This is a genomic window from Nocardia sp. NPDC058480 (genome assembly GCF_042720495.1).
Classification (GTDB): domain Bacteria; phylum Actinomycetota; class Actinomycetes; order Mycobacteriales; family Mycobacteriaceae; genus Nocardia.
Genome location: NZ_JBHXMN010000009.1, coordinates 12,486 through 31,353, shown reverse-complemented (window position 1 = coordinate 31,353; position 18,868 = coordinate 12,486). Strand labels below are relative to the sequence as shown.

Annotated in this window: 6 protein-coding genes and 1 pseudogene; 2 read left to right on the top strand and 5 right to left on the bottom strand. The window is 69.3% G+C overall.

Translation table 11 applies throughout. The features are described from left to right. Positions 1-46: 46 nt before the first annotated feature. The 3 genes and pseudogenes from ACFWO8_RS21285 to ACFWO8_RS21275 all read right to left on the bottom strand — a co-directional run. Positions 47-5,950: pseudogene (locus ACFWO8_RS21285) on the bottom strand (amino acid adenylation domain-containing protein); the annotation flags it as partial. A gap of 68 nt (positions 5,951-6,018) precedes the next feature. Then, positions 6,019-13,674, bottom strand: a complete 7,656-nt coding sequence (locus ACFWO8_RS21280; RefSeq protein WP_378953612.1) for an amino acid adenylation domain-containing protein — start codon at positions 13,672-13,674, stop codon at positions 6,019-6,021. A 235-nt stretch (positions 13,675-13,909) separates the two neighbouring features. Further along, entirely contained in the window at positions 13,910-14,776 is an 867-nt protein-coding gene (locus ACFWO8_RS21275) for a M23 family metallopeptidase (RefSeq protein WP_378953610.1), read from the bottom strand. Positions 14,777-15,042: 266 nt separating this feature from the next. On the opposite strand from ACFWO8_RS21275, the gene ACFWO8_RS21270 reads away from it, so the two are divergent. After that, positions 15,043-16,089, top strand: coding sequence for an NAD(P)H-dependent flavin oxidoreductase (locus ACFWO8_RS21270; protein WP_378953608.1), 1,047 nt, complete (start codon positions 15,043-15,045; stop codon positions 16,087-16,089). A 71-nt stretch (positions 16,090-16,160) separates the two neighbouring features. Beyond that, the gene (locus tag ACFWO8_RS21265) at positions 16,161-16,553 is read left to right on the top strand and encodes an SCO5389 family protein (protein WP_378915780.1); all 393 of its coding nucleotides are present in this window, start codon (positions 16,161-16,163) and stop codon (positions 16,551-16,553) included. A gap of 175 nt (positions 16,554-16,728) precedes the next feature. Here the strand turns inward: ACFWO8_RS21265 and ACFWO8_RS21260 are convergent, their stop codons facing one another. Both ACFWO8_RS21260 and ACFWO8_RS21255 read right to left on the bottom strand, forming a co-directional pair. Next, the gene (locus ACFWO8_RS21260; protein WP_378953606.1) at positions 16,729-18,363 is read right to left on the bottom strand and encodes a long-chain fatty acid--CoA ligase; all 1,635 of its coding nucleotides are present in this window, start codon (positions 18,361-18,363) and stop codon (positions 16,729-16,731) included. Positions 18,364-18,474: 111 nt separating this feature from the next. Beyond that, on the bottom strand, positions 18,475-18,855 hold the full coding sequence (locus ACFWO8_RS21255; protein ID WP_378953604.1) for an ArsR/SmtB family transcription factor: 381 nt from the start codon (positions 18,853-18,855) through the stop codon (positions 18,475-18,477). Positions 18,856-18,868: the final 13 nt, after the last annotated feature.

Here is an 18,868-nt window from a genome sequence, read left to right as displayed (position 1 = left end):
ACACACCAACTCTATCGCAACAGGATCGTAATGCCCATGGAGTCCGTTACGGACGTGTATCGCCGGATCCGTCCACACCCGCGACGACCTGCGCAATTACCGGTCCGGACGTGGCTATCGACACAGCGTCGAGCAGCTGCTGGTGGGTGGCATCGACCGGGTGGTCAGCAATGATCCCGCTGACGAACGGCCGCCATCGCGAGGCGCCGTCCCCCAGCTTTTGGGGGGTCCGCATGGCGGTGAAATAGGTGAGATCGCCCTCGAATCGGGCGTGTTCGAGCTCGGTGAGTAACGCCACCGAGTGCAGCGCGCCGCGGTACATGCCGACGAATTGCGCGCGCGAGATCGGCGCGTCGCCCGCCAGCGCGGCGTGCAGCGATTCCAGTGCCGCATCGCCCAGTTCGGTGAGCTGGTCGGGTAGCTGATGCTCGGGTAAGCCGAGTTCGACCAGCACATGCCGCAATTCGGTACCGAAATCGGCCAGTGCGGCGCCGGGGAGGCTGTCGAGCATCGTCAGCGACGCCACTGTCTCACCCTCGGCTTGCAGGCGGGTCGCGACCGCCTGCGCGAGCACACCGCCGAGGGACCAGCCGAGCAGCTGATAGGGGCCGTGCGGTTGGACGCCACGGATTTCGGCCAGGTAACGGTCGACCAGTTCGCCGGCTGATGTGGGCCGGAATTCCGGGTCGCTCAGCGCGGGTGACTGGATGCCGACAACGGGCTGGTCGTCGGGCAGATGCGGCACGAGGCCGGCGTAGGCCCATGCCAGGCCGGAGACCGGGTGCAGGCAGATCAGCGGCGGGCGGGTGCCGCGGCGGGCGATCGGGAGGACGACCGCGAGTGCGGCTTCGAGGTCGGTGTCGGTGGCCGGGCCGTCGCTGATTCTCGTTGCGAGACCGGCGACGGTCGGGTCGGCGAAGAACGCGGCGACGGTGAGTTCGACGCCGGTGTGTTCGCGTAGGTGGTGCACGACACGGGTGGCCAGCAGCGAATTGCCGCCGAGAGCGAAGAAGTCGTCGTCGAGGCCGGGGGTTCGCGCGCCGAGAACCTCGGTGAAGAAGGCGGCTACGGCGATCTCGTGCGCTGTCTCGGGTGCGCGGTAGCGGCGCGGTTCGAGTACCGGCTCCGGGAGTGCGGCTCTGTCGAGTTTGCCGTTCGCGTTCAGCGGGAGGTGGTCGAGGACGACGAAGGCGGAGGGCACCATGTAGGACGGGAGTACCTGCGCCACTGCGGCTTTGGCATCCGCGGCGGTCAGCGTTGTGTCGGGCGCGGGGACAACGTAGGCGACCAACCGGTCGCCGAGTCGCGGATCCGTCGTGGCGAGGACCGCTGCCTGGGCGATCCGCGGTGCGGCGAGTAAGGCAGCTTCGATCTCGCCGAGTTCGATGCGGAAACCGCGGATCTTCACCTGGAAGTCGGTGCGACCGCGGTATTCGAGTTCGCCATCGGCGGTCCAGGCGACGAGGTCACCGGTGCGGTACATGCGTGCGCCGCCGTGTTCTCGGCCATCGGGGTTCGGAGCCACGGAGTCGTATGGCCCCGCAACGGGCTCGTCGGCCGATGCGCCGAACCCGGCGAAGGGGTCGGCGACGAAGCGGTCCGCGGTGAGGTCGGGGCGGGCGAAGTACCCGCGAGCGAGCTGCGCGCCCGCGAGGTACAGCTCACCCGCGACACCTACCGGAACCGGGCGCAGCCGGGCGTCGAGAACGTAGACGCGGCTGTTCCATTCGGGTCGGCCGATCGGAACCGTGGTCCGATCGGCGGTGGTGACGCGGTGGTCGGTGATGGAGACCGCGGCCTCGGTGGGGCCGTACAGGTTGTGCAGTGCCGCCGAGGTTGTCGCCAGGAAACGCTGGGCGGTCGCGGCGGGGAGGGCCTCGCCGATGGCGAGGACGCGGCGCAGCGAATTCGGCAGAGCGCCTGCGGATTCGGTGATCAGCGCATCGAGCATCGAAGGCACTACATGCAAGGTTGTCACCGAGTGCGCGGCGAGCACGCGGAGCAGGTAGGCCGGGTCACGGTGGCCGTCGGGGGCGGTGATCACCAGGCGGCCACCGCAGATCGCGGCCGACCAGAATTCCCAGACCGAGAGGTCGAACGTGGCGGCGGTCTTCAACAGGACCGAGTCGTCGCGGCCGAGACCGAAAGCGGCTGTCTTCCACAGCAACTGGTTGACGATCGCGCCGTGCGAGACCGCCACACCCTTCGGCTTGCCGGTGGAGCCGGAGGTGAAGATGATGTACGCCGTGCTCTCCGGGCGCAGCACGCCGATCCGCTCGCTCGCCGCGATCGGCGCGGTCGAGACCGCGGACACGTCGATGGTGTCGACGACGATCACCGGCACCGACGCGCCGGTCACGCCATTGTGCGCGAAACCGTCGCGTACGGTGGTCAGGACACCTGCGGGGGCGGCCGTGTCGAGGACGTGCGCGATACGGTCGGCCGGTTGATCCGGGTCGACCGGAACGTAGGCGGCTCCGGCCTGGGTCACCGCATACATCGCGACGACCAGGTCGGTGGAACGTCGCATCGCCAGGGCAACGCGGTCCTCGACTCCCACGCCCTGCGTGATCAGGTGTCGCGCGAGCTGATTCACGCGAGCGGCGAGATCACGGTAGGTGAGCTGTGCGCCCTCGGCGTCGATCAGCGCGAGGCCATCCGGATTTGCCGCCGCGGTATCGGCGAACAGCGAGGCCAGCGTCGCGGACGGGCAGGGGTAGTCGGTCGCGTTCCAGTCGTGCAGGATTCGTTGCCGCTCGGCATCGGAGAGCAGGTCGAGCTCGTCGACGGGGCGCTCGGGCGCGGTGGCGATCGCGGTGAGAACCCGGGCGAACCGATCCGCGTAGGCCTGGGCGGTCGACGCGTCGAAAAGGTCGGTGGCATAGGTGAATACGCCGCTGATCCCCTGCGCGACTCCGGCACTGTCGTAGGCATCGGCGACGATGGCGTGCAGATCGAACTGGGATACCGCCAGGTCCACGTCGACGCCCTCGACCGCGGTCTCGCCGAGTTCGAGGCCGGTGCGGCTGAGGTTCTGGAAGGACAAGCCGACCTGGAACAGTGGATGACGGGCCGTGGAGCGGGCGGGGTTGATCGCCTCGACGAGTCGCTCGAACGGGAGGTCCGCGTTCGCGAACACCTGCAGGTCGGTATCACGTTGGCGGGCAAGGAGTTCGGTGAACGACTCGCCGGCGGCGAGGGTGGTTCGAAAGACCAGGGTGTTGACGAACATGCCGATCAGGTCGTCGAGCGCGGCCTCGCCGCGGCCGGCGATGGGAGTACCGACGGCCAGATCGTCGGTACCCGCCAGCCTCGCCAGGGTCACCGCGAGGGCGGTGTGCACGACCATGAACAGCGTCGCACCATGCTTGCGCGCCAAAGCCAGTAGGGCGCGGTGGGTTTCGGCGCCGACCTCGATCGGGACGCGACCACCGGCGAAGGACTGCACGGCGGGACGCGGCCGGTCGGCGGGCAGGTCGAGCTGGTCGGGCAGCCCGGCCAGCGCATCACGCCAGTAGGTGAGCTGGGCCGAGGCCAGCGACTGCGGGTCGTCCTCGCTGCCGAGCAGGGCCCGCTGCCACAGCGCGTAGTCGGCGTACTGCACGGCCAGTGGCGCCCACTCCGGCGCGCTGCCCGCCGAGCGTGCCGCATAGGCGAGCATGAGGTCCCTGGTCAGCGGCGTGAGCGAAGAACCGTCACCGGCGATGTGGTGCACGACCACCGCGAGCACCGATTCGTCGGCGTCGAGCTCGAACAGCGCGACCCGCAACGGCACCTGGCCACGCACATCGAATCCCGACGAACCGAACTCGCGCATGGCGGCGGTGAGCTGATCGGGCGCGATCGAGCGCACCTCGAGCCGCGGCGTCGCCTCGGTCTCGGCCAGGATCTGCTGGATCGGGCCGTCGTCGGTCTCGGGATAGATCGTGCGCAAGGTCTCGTGCCGGGCGACGAGGTCGGCCACGGCCGCGCGCAGCGCCTCGACATCGATGGCGCCGTGCAGCCGCACCGCCATCGGGATGTTGTAGGCGACCGATCCCGGGTCGAACTGGTTGAGGAACCACATCCGCTGCTGGGCCAGCGACAGCGGGATCCGCGCGGGCCGCTCCCCCGCCGTCAGCGCGGGACGGGCACCCGCGCCGGCGGATTCGGCGAGTCGCCGTGCCAGTGATGCCACCGTCGACGCCTCGAACAGCAGCCGGACTCCGAAGTCGGTGTCCAGTGCGGCGCCGAGGCGGGCGGCGACCTGGGTGGCCATCAGCGAGTTGCCGCCGAGGGCGAAGAAGTCGTCGTCGAGGCCGAGCTGGGTGTCGCCGAGGCCGAGTACCTGAACAAAGGTGCCCGCCACGATCTGCTCGACCGGTGTGGTGGGAGCACGGAATTCGGCATGTTCGAGGATCGGCGCGGGGAGCGCCCTTCGGTCGAGTTTGCCGACCGGGGTGAGCGGGATGGTGTCGAGCTCCATCAGCACGGTCGGCACCATGTGCGCGGGCAGACTGCGCTCCGCGAAGGCGGTGAGTGCGGCGGTATCGATGATCGCACCAGGCGCCGCATGCATGTAGGACACCAGAATGGTTGCGCCGCTGTCGAGTTCGTGGCCGACGGTGACAGCGAAGTCGAGACTTTCGTGCGCCGATAGCACCGCGTCGATCTCGCCGAGTTCGATCCGGAAACCACGGATCTTGACCTGGAAGTCGTTGCGGCCCACATAGTCCAGCGCACCGTCGGCGGTCCAGCGGGCCAAGTCGCCGGTGCGGTAGAGGCGAGAACCGGCCGGGTCGAACGGATTCGCGATATATCGCGAGGAGGTGAGGCCGGGGCGGGCGTGGTAGCCGCGGGTCAGCTGGGCGCCGGTGATGTAGAGCTCGCCGGTGACGCCGGGCGGAACGGGGCCGAGCCGGTCGTCGAGAACATATTCGGCCACGCCGTTGATCGGGCCGCCGATGGTCATCGGGTCACCCGGTTTCAGCGGCACACTGATGTTGGTGACGATGGTCGTCTCGGTGGGCCCGTACACATTGCGGAATTCGCGCAGGGTCCCGTCGGCGAGCGGAATCGCCCAGCGCCGCACCAGATCCGGCGGAACAGCCTCAGCACCGACCGCCACCACCCGGAAGTCGTCGAGCCCGTCCGGGTCGATCGAGGCCAGCGCGGCCGGCGTGATGAAAACGTGGCTCACCCGCTCGCGCCGCAGCAGGGCGGCCAGATCGTCGCCGCCGTACACGCTCGGGTCGACGATCACCATCGTGGCGCCCGCGCCGATCGCCAGCAGCAGCTCGAGCAGCGAGGCGTCGAACGAGGGTGAGGCGAAGTGCAGAGTGCGCGAGCCGGATTCGACACCGAGGTGCCGCTGCTGTTCCGCGCTGAATCCAGCGAGCCCGGCCTGGGTCACCGCGACACCCTTGGGCAGGCCGGTGGAGCCGGAGGTGTAGATGAGGTAGGCGAGGTCCTCGGCTCGAACCGGACGAAGCCGGTCTGCCGAGGTGATCGCCTCGCCGGAGAGATCGTCGAACGGCTGGCCGGCGTCGAGTTCGAGCCATTCCACCTGTGTGGGGAGGCCACCGGCGACAGCCGCGACGGTCAGTCCGAAGACCGCGCCGGAGTCGGAGACCATGTGGGCTACGCGGTCCGCGGGGTAGTTCGGGTCGACGGGGACGAAGCCCGCACCTGTTTTGGTGACGGCCCAGATCGCAAGGACCGACTCGATCGAACGCGGGATTCCGATGGCCACCAGGTCGCCCGCGCCGATGCCGCGGCCGATCAGCAGGCGGGCGATGCGGTTGGAGCGGGCGTCGAGTTCGGCGTAGGTGAGGCTGCCGATGGTGTGGGTGGCGTCGGCGAGGACGACCGCGAGACCGTCGGGGTTGGTCTCGACCGCGGTGGCCAGCAGCTGCGCCAACGCGGTAACGCGCGGGCGACGTGTACGTACCGGTCGGGTTCTCGCCGGTCGTGTCATAGCTGTTCCACCTCACCCATCACCGAAACTTGTTGTCCCGCAGCGGGCCCCGAGCACGGGGCTCAAGCCACCGGAGCGCGCAGATCGCCGAGTACCAGCACTACCCCGGCCGCTCCCGGGTTGCCCGGTGCGGCATCGTCGGCGATCAGCGCCTGCAGATCGCCGAGCTCGGCGGTGTCGACCGCCTCGATCCCCGCCTGATCACCGAACAAGTGGGTTACCCACTCCTCGGCCAATGCCGCCGACAATCCGATGCCAGCACCAGCGGCGATCCCTGTGTCCGAGGGCCCATTCGGAGCCCGGACCGCCGACGCGCCTGCGACGCCGACGGCAGACACCTGCGCCGACAACGCATCCGCACCACCCGCCGACCGCACAGCCGCAGGCCTGCCAGCCGACAACCGACCGTCCGCGACACTGGGCACCAGCACCATCGACGCACCCGCAACACCCGCGGCGACCGGCTCGACCAGCGCGGCGAAGGTGTCGACAGCGCCATAGCCGAAGGTTCGCGCTTCGAAGGTCAGGTCGGTGTCGGCGCGCACCTGCGCACCCGCCGTGGCGAGTTCGTCGTAGCTGCGGGTGCCGTCGGCGCCGGCGAAGGCCGGATCGCCGCCACGCAGGGCGCGGGTGCGATCGGCGTAGGTGACCGGGCGGGCGGACTGGGTGGACAGTTCGGTCTTGATCGCCGGGTCGTCGAGTGAGATCCAGTCGACCCCGCGGGGTTCGCCGACGGTGATACCCAGCTTCGCGGCGGGGTCGGCAGGCAGCTCGGCGCCGGTCACCGGGACCACGGTCGCGCCTGCCTTGAGGATCGCCCAGACCGCCGTTGCCCAGTCGATGCCGCGCGAAAGATCAACGGCCACCGCGTCTCCTGGTCCGAAACCCCGGCCGATCAGCAGGCGGGCCAGGCGGGCGGAGCGGGCGTCGAGCTGGTCATAGGTCAGCGCGTCGTCGCCCCAGACGAGGGCAGGGCCGTCGGGGTCGTCTTCAGCGGCGGCGGTGAAGGCCTGCGCGAGCGTGGTGCCGCCCGACGGGGTGCTCGGCGCGGGCGCCTGTGCCGCGCCGGCGAGCAGCCGGGCACGTTCGGACTCGTCGAGGATGTCGATATCGCCGATGCGGATCTGCGGGTCGGCGGCGACGGCGGTGAGGATGCGGGCGAAGCGGGCGCCGATGCTGCGCACGGTGGCCTCGTCGAACAGGTCGGTGGCGTAGTTGAACAGGGTGACCAGCTCGTCGGGATCACCGGCGGCGGTGAAGCGCGGTTCGACGTCCACCTGCAGGTCGAACTTGGCCGCGACCGCGGTTTCCAGCGCGTTCACGGTGAGGCCGGGCAGTTCGAGCGCGGCCGCCTCGTTGTTGCTGAAGGTGAGCGCCACCTGGAACAGCGGGCTCTGAGCACTGCCCCGACCCGGCGCGACGACCTCGGCGACCCGCTCGAACGGCAGGTCGGCATTGGCGAACGCGCCGAGATCGGTCTCGCGGGCCACGTCGACGGCCTCGTCGAAGGAACCGGCCGGATCGAGTGTGGTGCGCAGCGTCAAGGTGTTGACGAACATGCCGACCAGCTCGTCGAGCGCCCGCTCACCCCGCCCCGCGACAGCGGTGCCGATGGCGATGTCGGAGGTGCCCGACAAGCGGCCGAGCAACACGGCCAGCGCCGCGTGCACGACCATGAACAGCGACGACTTATGTTCGCGCGCAAGGTGATTGAGCGCTGCATGCACCTCGGCGGGCAGGCGCAGCTCGGCGGTGGCACCGCGCAGGGTCGGCACCGCCGGACGCGGGCGATCCTGCGGCAGCTCCACAAGCGGTGGCACGTCGGCCAACTGGTTGCGCCAATAGTCGAGCTGAACGGCGGCAGGCGATTCCGGCTGCTCGTCGTCCCCGACGGCCGCCCGCTGCCACAGCGCGAAGTCCGCGTACTGGACTTCCAGCGGCGCCCACGCCGGGCTCTGCTGCGCAGCACGGGCCACGTAAGCGGTCATCAGATCGCGCGCGAGCGGTGCCAGCGAGGCGCCGTCGGCCGAGATGTGGTGCACCACAACAACAAGCAGCCAGTCGGCCGAGCTGCCGTCGGTGAGCAACCGCGCGCGCAGCGGAACCTCACGCGTCACGTCGAAGCCCGCGCCTGCCAGTTCGGCCGCACGAGTGAGGATGTCGGTGGTCGTCTCAATCTGGAGCCCACCGGGCAGCGCATCGGCCGCGGAGAGGACCACCTGGACAGGCATCCCATCGGCCACCACGACGCCACCCGCTGCGGCGTCACCACCGACTGGTCCACGACCGGCGTCACCGGATGTGACACCGTCGATCCCAGCGCTACCGCGTGCGGGCTCGTCTCGCCCGGAACCCGCGGAGACGGCGACGCCGTCCGAGGATGCGCCGCCATCGGCCACGGCCACGCCTTCAGCATCGACGTCGACTCGACCGGCGCCACCCCGGGAAACGGCGTCACCGGCCACCGGGAAGAAGGTGCGCAGGGACTCGTGGCGGCCGAGCACGTCGATAACCGCGGCGTCGAGCGCGGTCACGTCGAGCTCGCCGGTGAGGCGGATCGCGAAGGGGATGTTGTAGGAGCCCGAGGTCGGGTCGACCTGGTTGACCACCCACATGCGCTGCTGTGCCAGCGACAGCGGAATCCGTTGCGGGCGTTCGGTAGCGACCAGCGGCGGCCGTGCGGCGGCACCGCTCGCACCACCGATGCGCGCGGCCAGGGCCGACACGGTGGGTGTCTCGAACAGGTCGCGGATGGCGAGGTCGGCGTCGAGCGCCTCGTTGATGCGGGCGATCGCGCGGGTGGCGAGCAGCGAGTTGCCACCGAGGGCGAAGTAGTCGTCGTCGGCGCCGACCCGGGCCATGCCGAGCAGTTCCGCGAAGACCCCCGCGACGATCTCCTCGGCGGGGGTGCCGGGCGCACGGAACTCGCCCGCGGTGAAGGCCGGGGCCGGGAGCGCCTTGCGGTCGAGCTTGCCGCTCGGGTTCAGCGGGAAGCTGTCGAGCACCGTGACGACGGTCGGAACCATGTAGGAGGGCAGCGATTCCGCGACGGCCGTCCGCAGTGCCGCGGGGTCGGGCTGTTCGCCGGGGCGCGCCACCACGTACGCGACCAGATGCTGACCCGATGCGGTGTCGAGCACCAAAGCCACGGACTGGCTGACCACGTCCTGCGCGAGCAGGGCGGTCTCGATCTCGCCGAGCTCGATGCGCTGACCGCGGAACTTCACCTGGAAGTCGGTGCGGCCCAGGTATTCCAGCGCGGGCCCGGCCGACGATCCACCCCAGCGGACGAGGTCACCGGAGCGGTACATCCGCGCGCCGGGCTCGAAGGGGTTGGCGACGAACCGATCCGCGGTCAGACCGGGGCGGGCGACATAGCCGCGCGCGAGCTGGTCACCGGCCAGGTACAACTCGCCCACCACTCCGGCGGGCACCGCGCGCAGCCGCGAATCCAATACGTAGACACGGGTATTCCATTCCGGCACGCCCATCGGCACCGAACCGCGATCGGAATCGCTTGCGGGCCAACGCGTCACGGTGACAGCAGCTTCGGTAGGTCCGTACAGGTTGTGCACCCGCGCCGTGCAGACGCGGGCCACGTCGGCCACGGTCTCGGTGGGCAGCGCCTCACCGGCGGCGAACACCGCGCGCAGACTCGGAATCGAACCGGCGCTGGTGTGCGCGGCGAACACCGAGAGCATCGACGGAACGAAGTCGGTGAGCGTGACACCCTGCGCCGCGATGGTTTCGGCGAGGTACACCGGATCGCGGTGTCCGTCGTGGGTCGACACGACCAGCTTCGCGCCGGTCCGCAGCGGCAGGAAGTAACCCCACAGCGACACGTCGAAGGTGGCTGGCGTCTTCTGCAGGTACACATCCGACGGGCCGATCCCGTACTCGGCGCCCATGTACGCCATCTGGTTGACGATCGCCGCGTGCGACACCGCCACACCCTTGGGCCGCCCCGTGGAACCGGAGGTGAAGATGACGTAGGCCGGATTCCCGGGCCGAACCAGCTCGGTCAACTCGACCGGCGCGGCCGAGAACTCCTCGAGCGCAACGGAATCCACCAGGATCACCGGCACACCAGTGGGCACCTCGATCGCATCCGCGGTGGTGCTCAGGACAGCGGCGGGCGCGGCGGTATCGAGAATGTGCGCGATGCGATCGGCCGGATGATCCGGGTCGATCGGCACATACGCCCCACCGGCGGTCACGATCGCGTACATCCCGACCACCAGGTCGAGCGAGCGCCGAACGGCGAGCCCGACCAGGGATTCCGGCCCGACGCCCTGTGTGATCAGCAGACGGGCGAGCCGGTTGACCCGCTCGTCGAACTCCCGATAGGTCAGCTCGGCGCCCTCATAGGCGAGGGCGACGGCATCGGGATATTCGGCCACGGCACGCCGATAGCCATCGAGCAGCAGTTCCGGCGCGAGGTCGTGGCGAGTGTCGTTCCACTGCACCAGAATTCGGTCCAGCTCGGCAGGCTCCAGGAGCTCGATCGCACCGAGCGGCTCGGCCGGTGCGGCGACGATCCCGGCCAGCAGCCGCTGGAACCGATCGGCGATCCCGGCAATCGTGTCCGCGTCGAACAGATCGGTGGCATAGGTCAGCCCGACCGCGATGCCGTGCGGCGCACCGTGGCGATCGGTGTCCTCCACCATCTCGAACTGCAGGTCGAACTTGGCGAACGGCATGGTCAGCTCGACGCCCGCGACGGTCAGTCCGGGCAGTTCGAGTGCGGTGCGTGCCATGTTCTGGAAGGCGAGCATCACCTGGAACAGCGGATGCCGGGCGGTCGAACGGGCCGGGTCGAGCAGCTCGACCAATCGCTCGAACGGCACGTCGGCGTGGCCGAACGCCGCGACATCGACCGCGCGGGTCTGGGCGAGCAGCTCGTCGAAACCGGCTGCCGGGTCGACCTCGGTGCGCAGCACCAGCGTGTTGACGAACATGCCGATCAGGTCGTCGAGCGCGGCGTCACCACGACCGGCGACAGGAGTGCCGATGGCGATATCGGTGCTGCCGGACAGCCTGGCCAGCAGTGCCGACAGCGCCGCGTGCACCACCATGAACAGCGTCGAATTGTGCGTGCGCGCAAGCTGATCCAGCCCGGCATGCACCTGCGCCGGAATCCGGAAGTCCAGGCTCGCACCACGGTAGGAGGCGGTCGCGGGTCGCGGCCGGTCGATCGGCAGCTCGAGCTGGTCGGGCACACCGGCGAGCTGGGTGCGCCAGAAGTCGATCTGCTGGGTCAGGATCGACTCCGGGTCGTCCTCGGTGCCGAGCACCGCACGCTGCCAGAGCGTGAAATCGGCGTACTGAACGGCCAATTCGGGCCAGCCCGGCGCGCTACCCGCGCTGCGCTGGACGTAGGCGGTCATCAGGTCGCGAGTGAGCGGGCCCATCGACACACCGTCGCCGGCAATATGGTGCATCACGCAGACCAGCACGTGCTCGGTCGCGCTCAGCCGCAGTAGGCGCAGCCGCAGCGGCGGGGCGACGGTGACGTCGAAGCCCGCGCCGACGGTCTCGGTGACCAGGGCGGCGATCGCGTCCTCGCCTGCGTCGTCCGCCGCGAGGGTGGGCACGGCGCGCGGGTCCGACAGCGGCAGCACCAGCTGCGTGCCGACCCCGTCGACCGGCGGGTACATCGTGCGCAGCACCTCATGGCGCGCCACCAGGTCAGTGACCGCGACACGCAACGCCTCGACATCGAGCGCACCCGACAGGCGCACCGCGATCGGCATGTTGTTCACGGCACTGGCCGGGTCGAACTGGTTGAGGAACCACATCCGCTGCTGGGCGAACGACAGCGGGATCGAATCGGGGCGCTGCTGCGCGACCAGTTCCTGACCCGAACCGGTGCCGATATGGCGCTCCACGCGTTCGGCCAACCCGGAGACCGTACTGACCTCGAACAGCAACTGCACCGGCACGCGGGTGTCGAGTGCGGCCCCGATGCGCGTGGCTGCCTGCGCGGCCAGCAGCGAGTTACCGCCGAGCTCGAAGAAGTCGTCGTCGGCGCCGACCCGGATCTCCTCCGGCGCACCGGCGGTCAGCAACTCGGCGAAGACACCGGCCACCACCTGCTGCACCGGGGTAGCGGGCGCACGGAACTCGCGCACCGCGAAGACGGGTTCGGGCAACGCCTTTCGATCCAGCTTGCCCACCGGCGTCAGCGGGATCCGGTCCAAGACCATGATCGCGGCCGGAATCATGTAGCCGGGCAACGATTCCGCGAGGAACGCGTCGAGCGCGGCCACATCGACGGTGGCACCGGAACGAGCCATCACGTACGAAACCAGCGCTGTCACACCGGAAGGCAGGGTCTTGCCGAGGGTGGCCGCGAAGTCGATGTCGGGGTGCGCGGTAAGCGCGTTGTCGATCTCGCCGAGCTCGATCCGGAAGCCACGGATCTTCACCTGGAAGTCCGAGCGCCCCATGTACTCGATGACACCGTCACCTGATTCGCTGCGCCGCACCAGGTCTCCGGTGCGGTACAGGCGCGCGTTCGCGTCACCGGATTCGGTGCCGAAGGGGCTGGCGACGAAACGTTCCGCGGTGAGCGCGGGCCGGTTCAGATAACCCTGTGCCAGTGCGGGACCCGACAGGTACAGCTCGCCGATCACGCCCGATGGCACCGGCCGCAGCCGCGAATCCAGCACGAACGCACCGACACCGGCGATCGCGGCACCGATCGTCACCGGCGCGGCCGGATCCATCGGCGGGGTGCTGGTGGCCAGGATGGTGGCCTCGGTGGGGCCGTAGCCGTTGTAGAACTCACGCTCGCCGACAGCCCAGCGACCGACCAGTTCCGGGCCGAACTTGTCGCCGGCGACGACCACTACCCGCAGGTCGTCCAGGTCGGTCGGATCGACCGATTCCAGCGCGCCCGGGGTGATGAGCATGTGCGAAACCTGTTCGCGGCGCAGCAGATCCGCAAGCTCGAAGCCACCGAACACACCGGGAGGCGCGATCACCAGGGTGGCGCCCGCGGAGAAGGTGAGCAGCAACTCCAGCACCGACACGTCGAAGTTCGGCGAACACACGTGCAGCACGCGCGAGTCGGCGGCGACGCGATAGTGCGCGCGCTCGGCGGCGACCAGACCGGCCAGACCGGTGTGGGTCACCACGACGCCCTTGGGCTTGCCGGTGGAACCCGAGGTGTAGATGACGTAGGCCGGGTGCCGCTCGTCGAGGGTGCGGATCCGGTCGGTGTAGGAGATCGGGTGCGCGGGCTGGGCCGCGATGTGGGTGTCCGTCTCGGCGTCGTCGAGCTCGAGCCAGGTCAGCGCCGTACCGAGCACCTCGCGATGAGTGGCGGTGGTGAGCCCGAGCACCGCGCCGGAGTCGGACACGATGTGGGCGATGCGGTCGGCCGGGTAGTTCGGGTCGACCGGAACGTAGGCGGCGCCGGTCTTGGCGATCGCCCACACGGCGAGCACCGACTCGATACCGCGGGCGATGCCGATGGCGACCACGTGGCCCGGGCCGATGCCGCGGGCGATGAGCGCGCGGGCCAACTGTGAGGACTGCTGGTCGAACTCGGAGTAGGTGAGCTGACGCTGATCGGCGGGGTCACCGGATGGGTTGAACCGAACCGCGACCCGATCGGCGGCCGATTCGACGGCCCCCGTCAGCAACTGCCCGAATGTCGGACTGCTCGATCGGCGACGGCGGTTACCGCGGGCAGAACGACGGGCAGTTTCCATTCGGGTTCATTCACCTCTCATCGAGCCTGTACGCGCGCGGCGATCCCGCACCGTGCAGATCGAGCCATCATATAGACCGGCTACACATCAGCCGAGTCAGCGTGCCCCCAGGGCTCGGGGCCAGAAGGAGTATCGGACCGGCCCGCGAACGTGTTGCCGCTTCAACAGCAAAGTGACGGGGTTCATAAGAACCACCGTCACTCGCTCTACGGAGAAAGCTCCGCGCTCACCCCGCTCAGTGCGCGGAAGGGCCCCACTCCAGCGGCACGCCCTTGGCTGCGAGGTACGGAATCGGGTCCATCTTGCCGCCGGCCTGATCCCAGATCTCGAGGTGTAGGTGCGGGCCGGTGGACTGGCCGCGGTTGCCGACGGTCGCGATGACCTGGCCCGCGTTCACCCGCTGACCCTCACTGACCAGCATTTCGTTGACGTGGCCGTAGACCCCGGTGGTGCCGTCGTCGTGCAGCACCCGCACCCACAGGCCGAAGCCCGACGCCGGGCCCGCCTCGATCACGGTGCCGTTGGACACGGACTTGATCGGGGCGCCGATCGAGTCGGCGAAGTCGAGGCCGTAGTGCATGGCACCCCAGCGGGCGCCGTAGCCGGAGCTGATCGGGCCCGCGACCGGGCGCGCGGACTGCGGCGGCGCGACCTGGTGCTGGATGCCCTGGAGGATGTCCTCGACCTGCGACAGCGGGCCGGCGATCTCGGGGGGCAGGTTGCCGATGCCGAACGGCGCGGCCACGGGGGCGGCGATCGGCGCGGCGACCGCGTCCACCGGCGCGGGGGTCTCGACGTGCGCGGAGACCTGCTGCGCGGCGACGAGGGCGACATCCTGGCGGGCCGACTCGGGGACGACCGATTCCTTGACGCTGTCGTCGTGGGTCGGCAGCAGCGGCGCGGCGAAGGCCAGCGCCGGGGCGATCTGGGCAGTGACCCCGACCAGCGCACCCGCGGCGACCGCGGCGCTGGCGGCGACCCGCACACGATCCGAACGCGACGATTCGGCGCGGTGCCTGCTCCTGCTCGGGCTCCGGCCATCCGCGTTCGCAAGCAGAGCCTGCACGGAGATGGATTCGGGACCCACACGGTGCTGCGACAAGATCTCGTCCTAGCGTCCGACAACAAGGAAACGAAACCGGTCTGCGACCGGCCCGGAGACCACTTGCGCGATCCCCACTGCCGATCCGTGTGTAACGGTTCGGCATACGTTGTGACGGGAACTCTACCCCGCCGTGACCATTCCGCAACCTTCCGCCACGAAATCGCAGGTAGATGACGTGCCGCACAGTAACAATCACTGTGTCCAACCGGTCACACGCGCTGTCACCGGGCCTGAACACGGCCCCGACCGACCAGACTCGACCCATGGTGATCGAGACCCTGACTGCCCCCATCGTCGCCGCGCCCATGGCGGGCGGCCCGTCCACACCCGAGTTGGTGGTCGCCGTGGCGGCCGCGGGCGGGTTCGGGCAGCTCGCCGCCGGCTACCTCGGCACCGAGGCGGTGGCAGCGCAGATCGAGGCGACGAGGGCGGCCACCGCGGCGCCGTTCGGCGTGAATCTGTTCGCGCCGGGAGTGGTGGCCGATCCGGCCGTCTACGCGACCTACCTCGCCGAACTCGGCGCCGAGTTCCCGCTCGGCACCCCCGAGCACGACACCGACGGATGGGCCGACAAGCTCGATCTCCTCATCGCCGATCCGGTCGCGGTGGTCTCGACGACCTTCGGCTGCCCCACCGCGGTGGAGGTGGACCGGCTGCACGCGGTCGGCTCGGAGGTGTGGGTGACGGTCACCTCACCCGACGAGGCCCTGATCGCCGTCGACGCGGGCGCCGACGTGTTGATCGCCCAGGGCGCCGAGGCGGGCGGGCATCGCGCGAGCTTCCTCGACGACCCCGCCGACGATCCGACCGACCCGCCCGGCCTGCTGACCCTGCTCCAGTTGCTCACCGCGGTCACCTCCCGTCCGCTCGTCGCGGCGGGCGGGATCGCCACGGGCGCCGGGGTGGCCGGGGTGCTCGCGGCCGGTGCGTCGGCGGCGCAGATCGGCACCGCGCTGCTGCGCTGCCCGGAAGCAGGCACCAACGCCGTGCATCGCGGTGCGATCGGCACGCCGCAACCGACGATGCTCACGCGTGCGTTCACCGGACGTCGCGCCCGTGGGATCCGCAACCGCTTCCTCGTCGAACACACCGCCGACGCGCCGGCCGCCTACCCCGAAATTCATTACGCCACAGCCCCGTTGCGGGCCGCCGCACGGGCAGGCGGCAACACCGACGAAGTGAATCTGTGGGCGGGGCAAGCTCATTCACTGAGCACCGGGCAACCGGCAAGCGAACTGGTGACCGACCTGGCCGCCGACGCGAAAAGCGCACTCCGAAAAGCACTTTCGGAACGAATCCAGGGTTATTGACAACGGATATCGTTTAGACTCGGTCCTGGCATCGCATCCCGCCGACCACCCCCAAGCAGGAGGAGAGCGCCATGTCCCTCGATGTTCCCGCCGCATTACTCGAACGCGCCGAACAGGGCGATATCGACGACGCCGAATTCGTCGAATGTGTCCGTATCTCGCTGCCGTACGCATGGGAGGTGGTGAGCCGGGTCGCGGACGACCTGCGCACCGGCACCGATGAATACGCCGACAACCGGGTGCCGCCGCCGGACGAGGTGGCCCGCGGACAGCTGCTGCGCGCCTTAGCCTCCGATGCCATCCGCGGCGGCCTGGAACGGCATTTCGGCGTGAAGCTGGCCTTCCAGAACTGCCATCGGGTCGCGGCGTTCCCGCTGTCGGCCGTCGGCGGGGAAACCTACACCCGCTACATCAGCCCCCGCGCCCAGCTCCTGAACCAGAGCCCGGAACTGCGTAACTGCTGATCAACGAAGAAGGCGGGCGCGGAAGCAATTCCACGCCCGCCTTTTTTGCTCCTCCTACTACGTCATCGCGGCCCGCCCGATTCTGGACTGACTGGAGGGTGCGACGAAGGAGTACCCGGAGGGAGGGAAGAATCGGGGCCCGAAGGGCCGCGACTCGAGCGCGCCAGCGCTCCAACTACACCGTGATGACGTCGAGTTCGCCCTCGGCGTACTGGGCGCGCAGGCGCTTCTTGTCGAACTTGCCGACGCTGGTCTTCGGGACCTCGGCGATGAAGGTCCAGCGCTCGGGCAGCTGCCACTTGGCGAACTTGTCGGCCAGGAAGTCGCGCAGTTCGGCGGCCTCGGCGGCGGCGCCTTCGGCGAGCACGATGGCGACCAGCGGGCGCTCGTCCCACTTCTCGTCGGGCACACCGATGACCGCGGCCTCGGCGACGGCCGGGTGGCCCATCACCGAGTTCTCCAGGTCCACCGAGGAGATCCACTCGCCACCGGACTTGATGACGTCCTTGGAACGGTCGACCAGGGTGAGGTAGCCGTTGGGGCTGATCTTGCCGACATCGCCGGTACGCAGCCAGCCGTCGTCGAACTTGTCCGGGTCGATCTCCGCGCCGGTGGGCGAGTAGTAGGAGCCGGTGATCCACGCGCCGCGGACCTCGAGCTCACCGAGCGACTCGCCGTCGTTCGGGACGACCTTGCCGTCGTCGCCGACCAGCCGGGCCTCGACGTTGGCCGGGAAACGGCCCTGGGTGTAGCGGTACTCCCAGGCCTCGTCATCGCTGACACCGGCGGGCGCGTGCGCGACGCTGCCCAGCGGGGAGGTCTCGGTCATGCCCCACGCGTGCAGAATGCGCACGCCGTGCTTCTCCTCGAACGCGCGCATCATCGCGGGCGGCACGGCGGAACCACCGACGACAGCGGTGCGCAGGTGCGAGATGTCCTGCGGTGCGGCGGAAAGCGCGGCCAGCACGCCACCCCAGATGGTGGGCACCGCGGCGGCGAAGGTCGGCTTCTCGGCGGCCATCATCTCCAGCAGCGGGGCGGGCTGCAGGAAGCGGTCCGGCATCAGGATGTTGGCGCCCGACATCAGCGCCGCGTACGGCAGGCCCCACGCGTTGGCGTGGAACAGCGGCACGATCGCCAGCACGTAGTCCGAGCCCTGGAAACCCATGCCGTTGGGCGAGTTCACCTGCATGGCGTGCAGCCAGTTGGAGCGGTGCGAGTAGACGACGCCCTTGGGGTCGCCGGTGGTGCCGGAGGTGTAACACATCGCGGCGGCCGAACGCTCGTCGATGACCGGGAAGTCGAAGTCGGCGGACTGGGCGTCGAGCAGCTCGCGGTAGGAGTGCACGGTGACGCCCTCGGGCGCGGTGAGCGCGGCGGCATCGCCGTTGACGACGATCACGTGCTTGACGGTCTTCAGATTCGGCAGGTACTGCGCGAACAGCGGCAGCAGCGTGCCGTCGACGAGCACGACCTTGTCCTCGGCGTGGTTGGCGACGAAGACCAGCTGCTCAGGGAACAGGCGGATGTTGAGCGCGTGCAGCACCGAGCCCATCGCGGGCACCGCGATGTAGGCGACCATGTGCTCGTTGTTGTTCCACATGAAGGTGCCGACGCGGTCGCCCTCGTCGATGCCGAGCCCACGCAGCGCATTGGCCAGGCGGGCGGAATCCGCACCCAGCTCGCGGTAGGTCATGGTGCGAACACCGTCACCGGTCCATGTGGACACAGTCGAATCGCCCTGGAAAGTCGCGGCATAGTTGAGCAGTTTGGCCAGTGATAGCTGGTCGTCCTGCATGGTGCTCAGCATCGGTGCTCCTTCAAGTCCCTGCCGTGGCATGAGCCACGTCACAACGGATGCTACCGAAAGGTTTGAACCTCGCAATCGTTTCCTCCGACAACATTCCTGCAGGTCGGCTGGTCATCGGGAACCAGGTGGCTCCGCGTGCGGGGGCTGACCATCGGGGCCACTATGGTGCGACGGCACGCCGGGACCGGCATGTTCGGCGTTGTGTACCGCGTCGACGACCAGGCTGCGGACGTGATCGTTGTCGAGGCTGTAGTAGATCGTGGTTCCCTCGCGACGGGTGCGCACGAGCCTGGCCATGCGCAGTTTCGCCAGATGCTGGGACACCGAAGGGCCCGGCTTGCCGACCCGGCTCGCCAGTTCGTTCACCGAGAGTTCTTGATCGGCCAGCGCCCAGAGCACCTGGACCCTGGTCGGGTCGGCCAGCATTCGGAACACCTCGACCACCAACCCCACTTGATCCTCGGCCAGGGGCGAACGAGCATCTGCATTCATGCGCAGATAATAG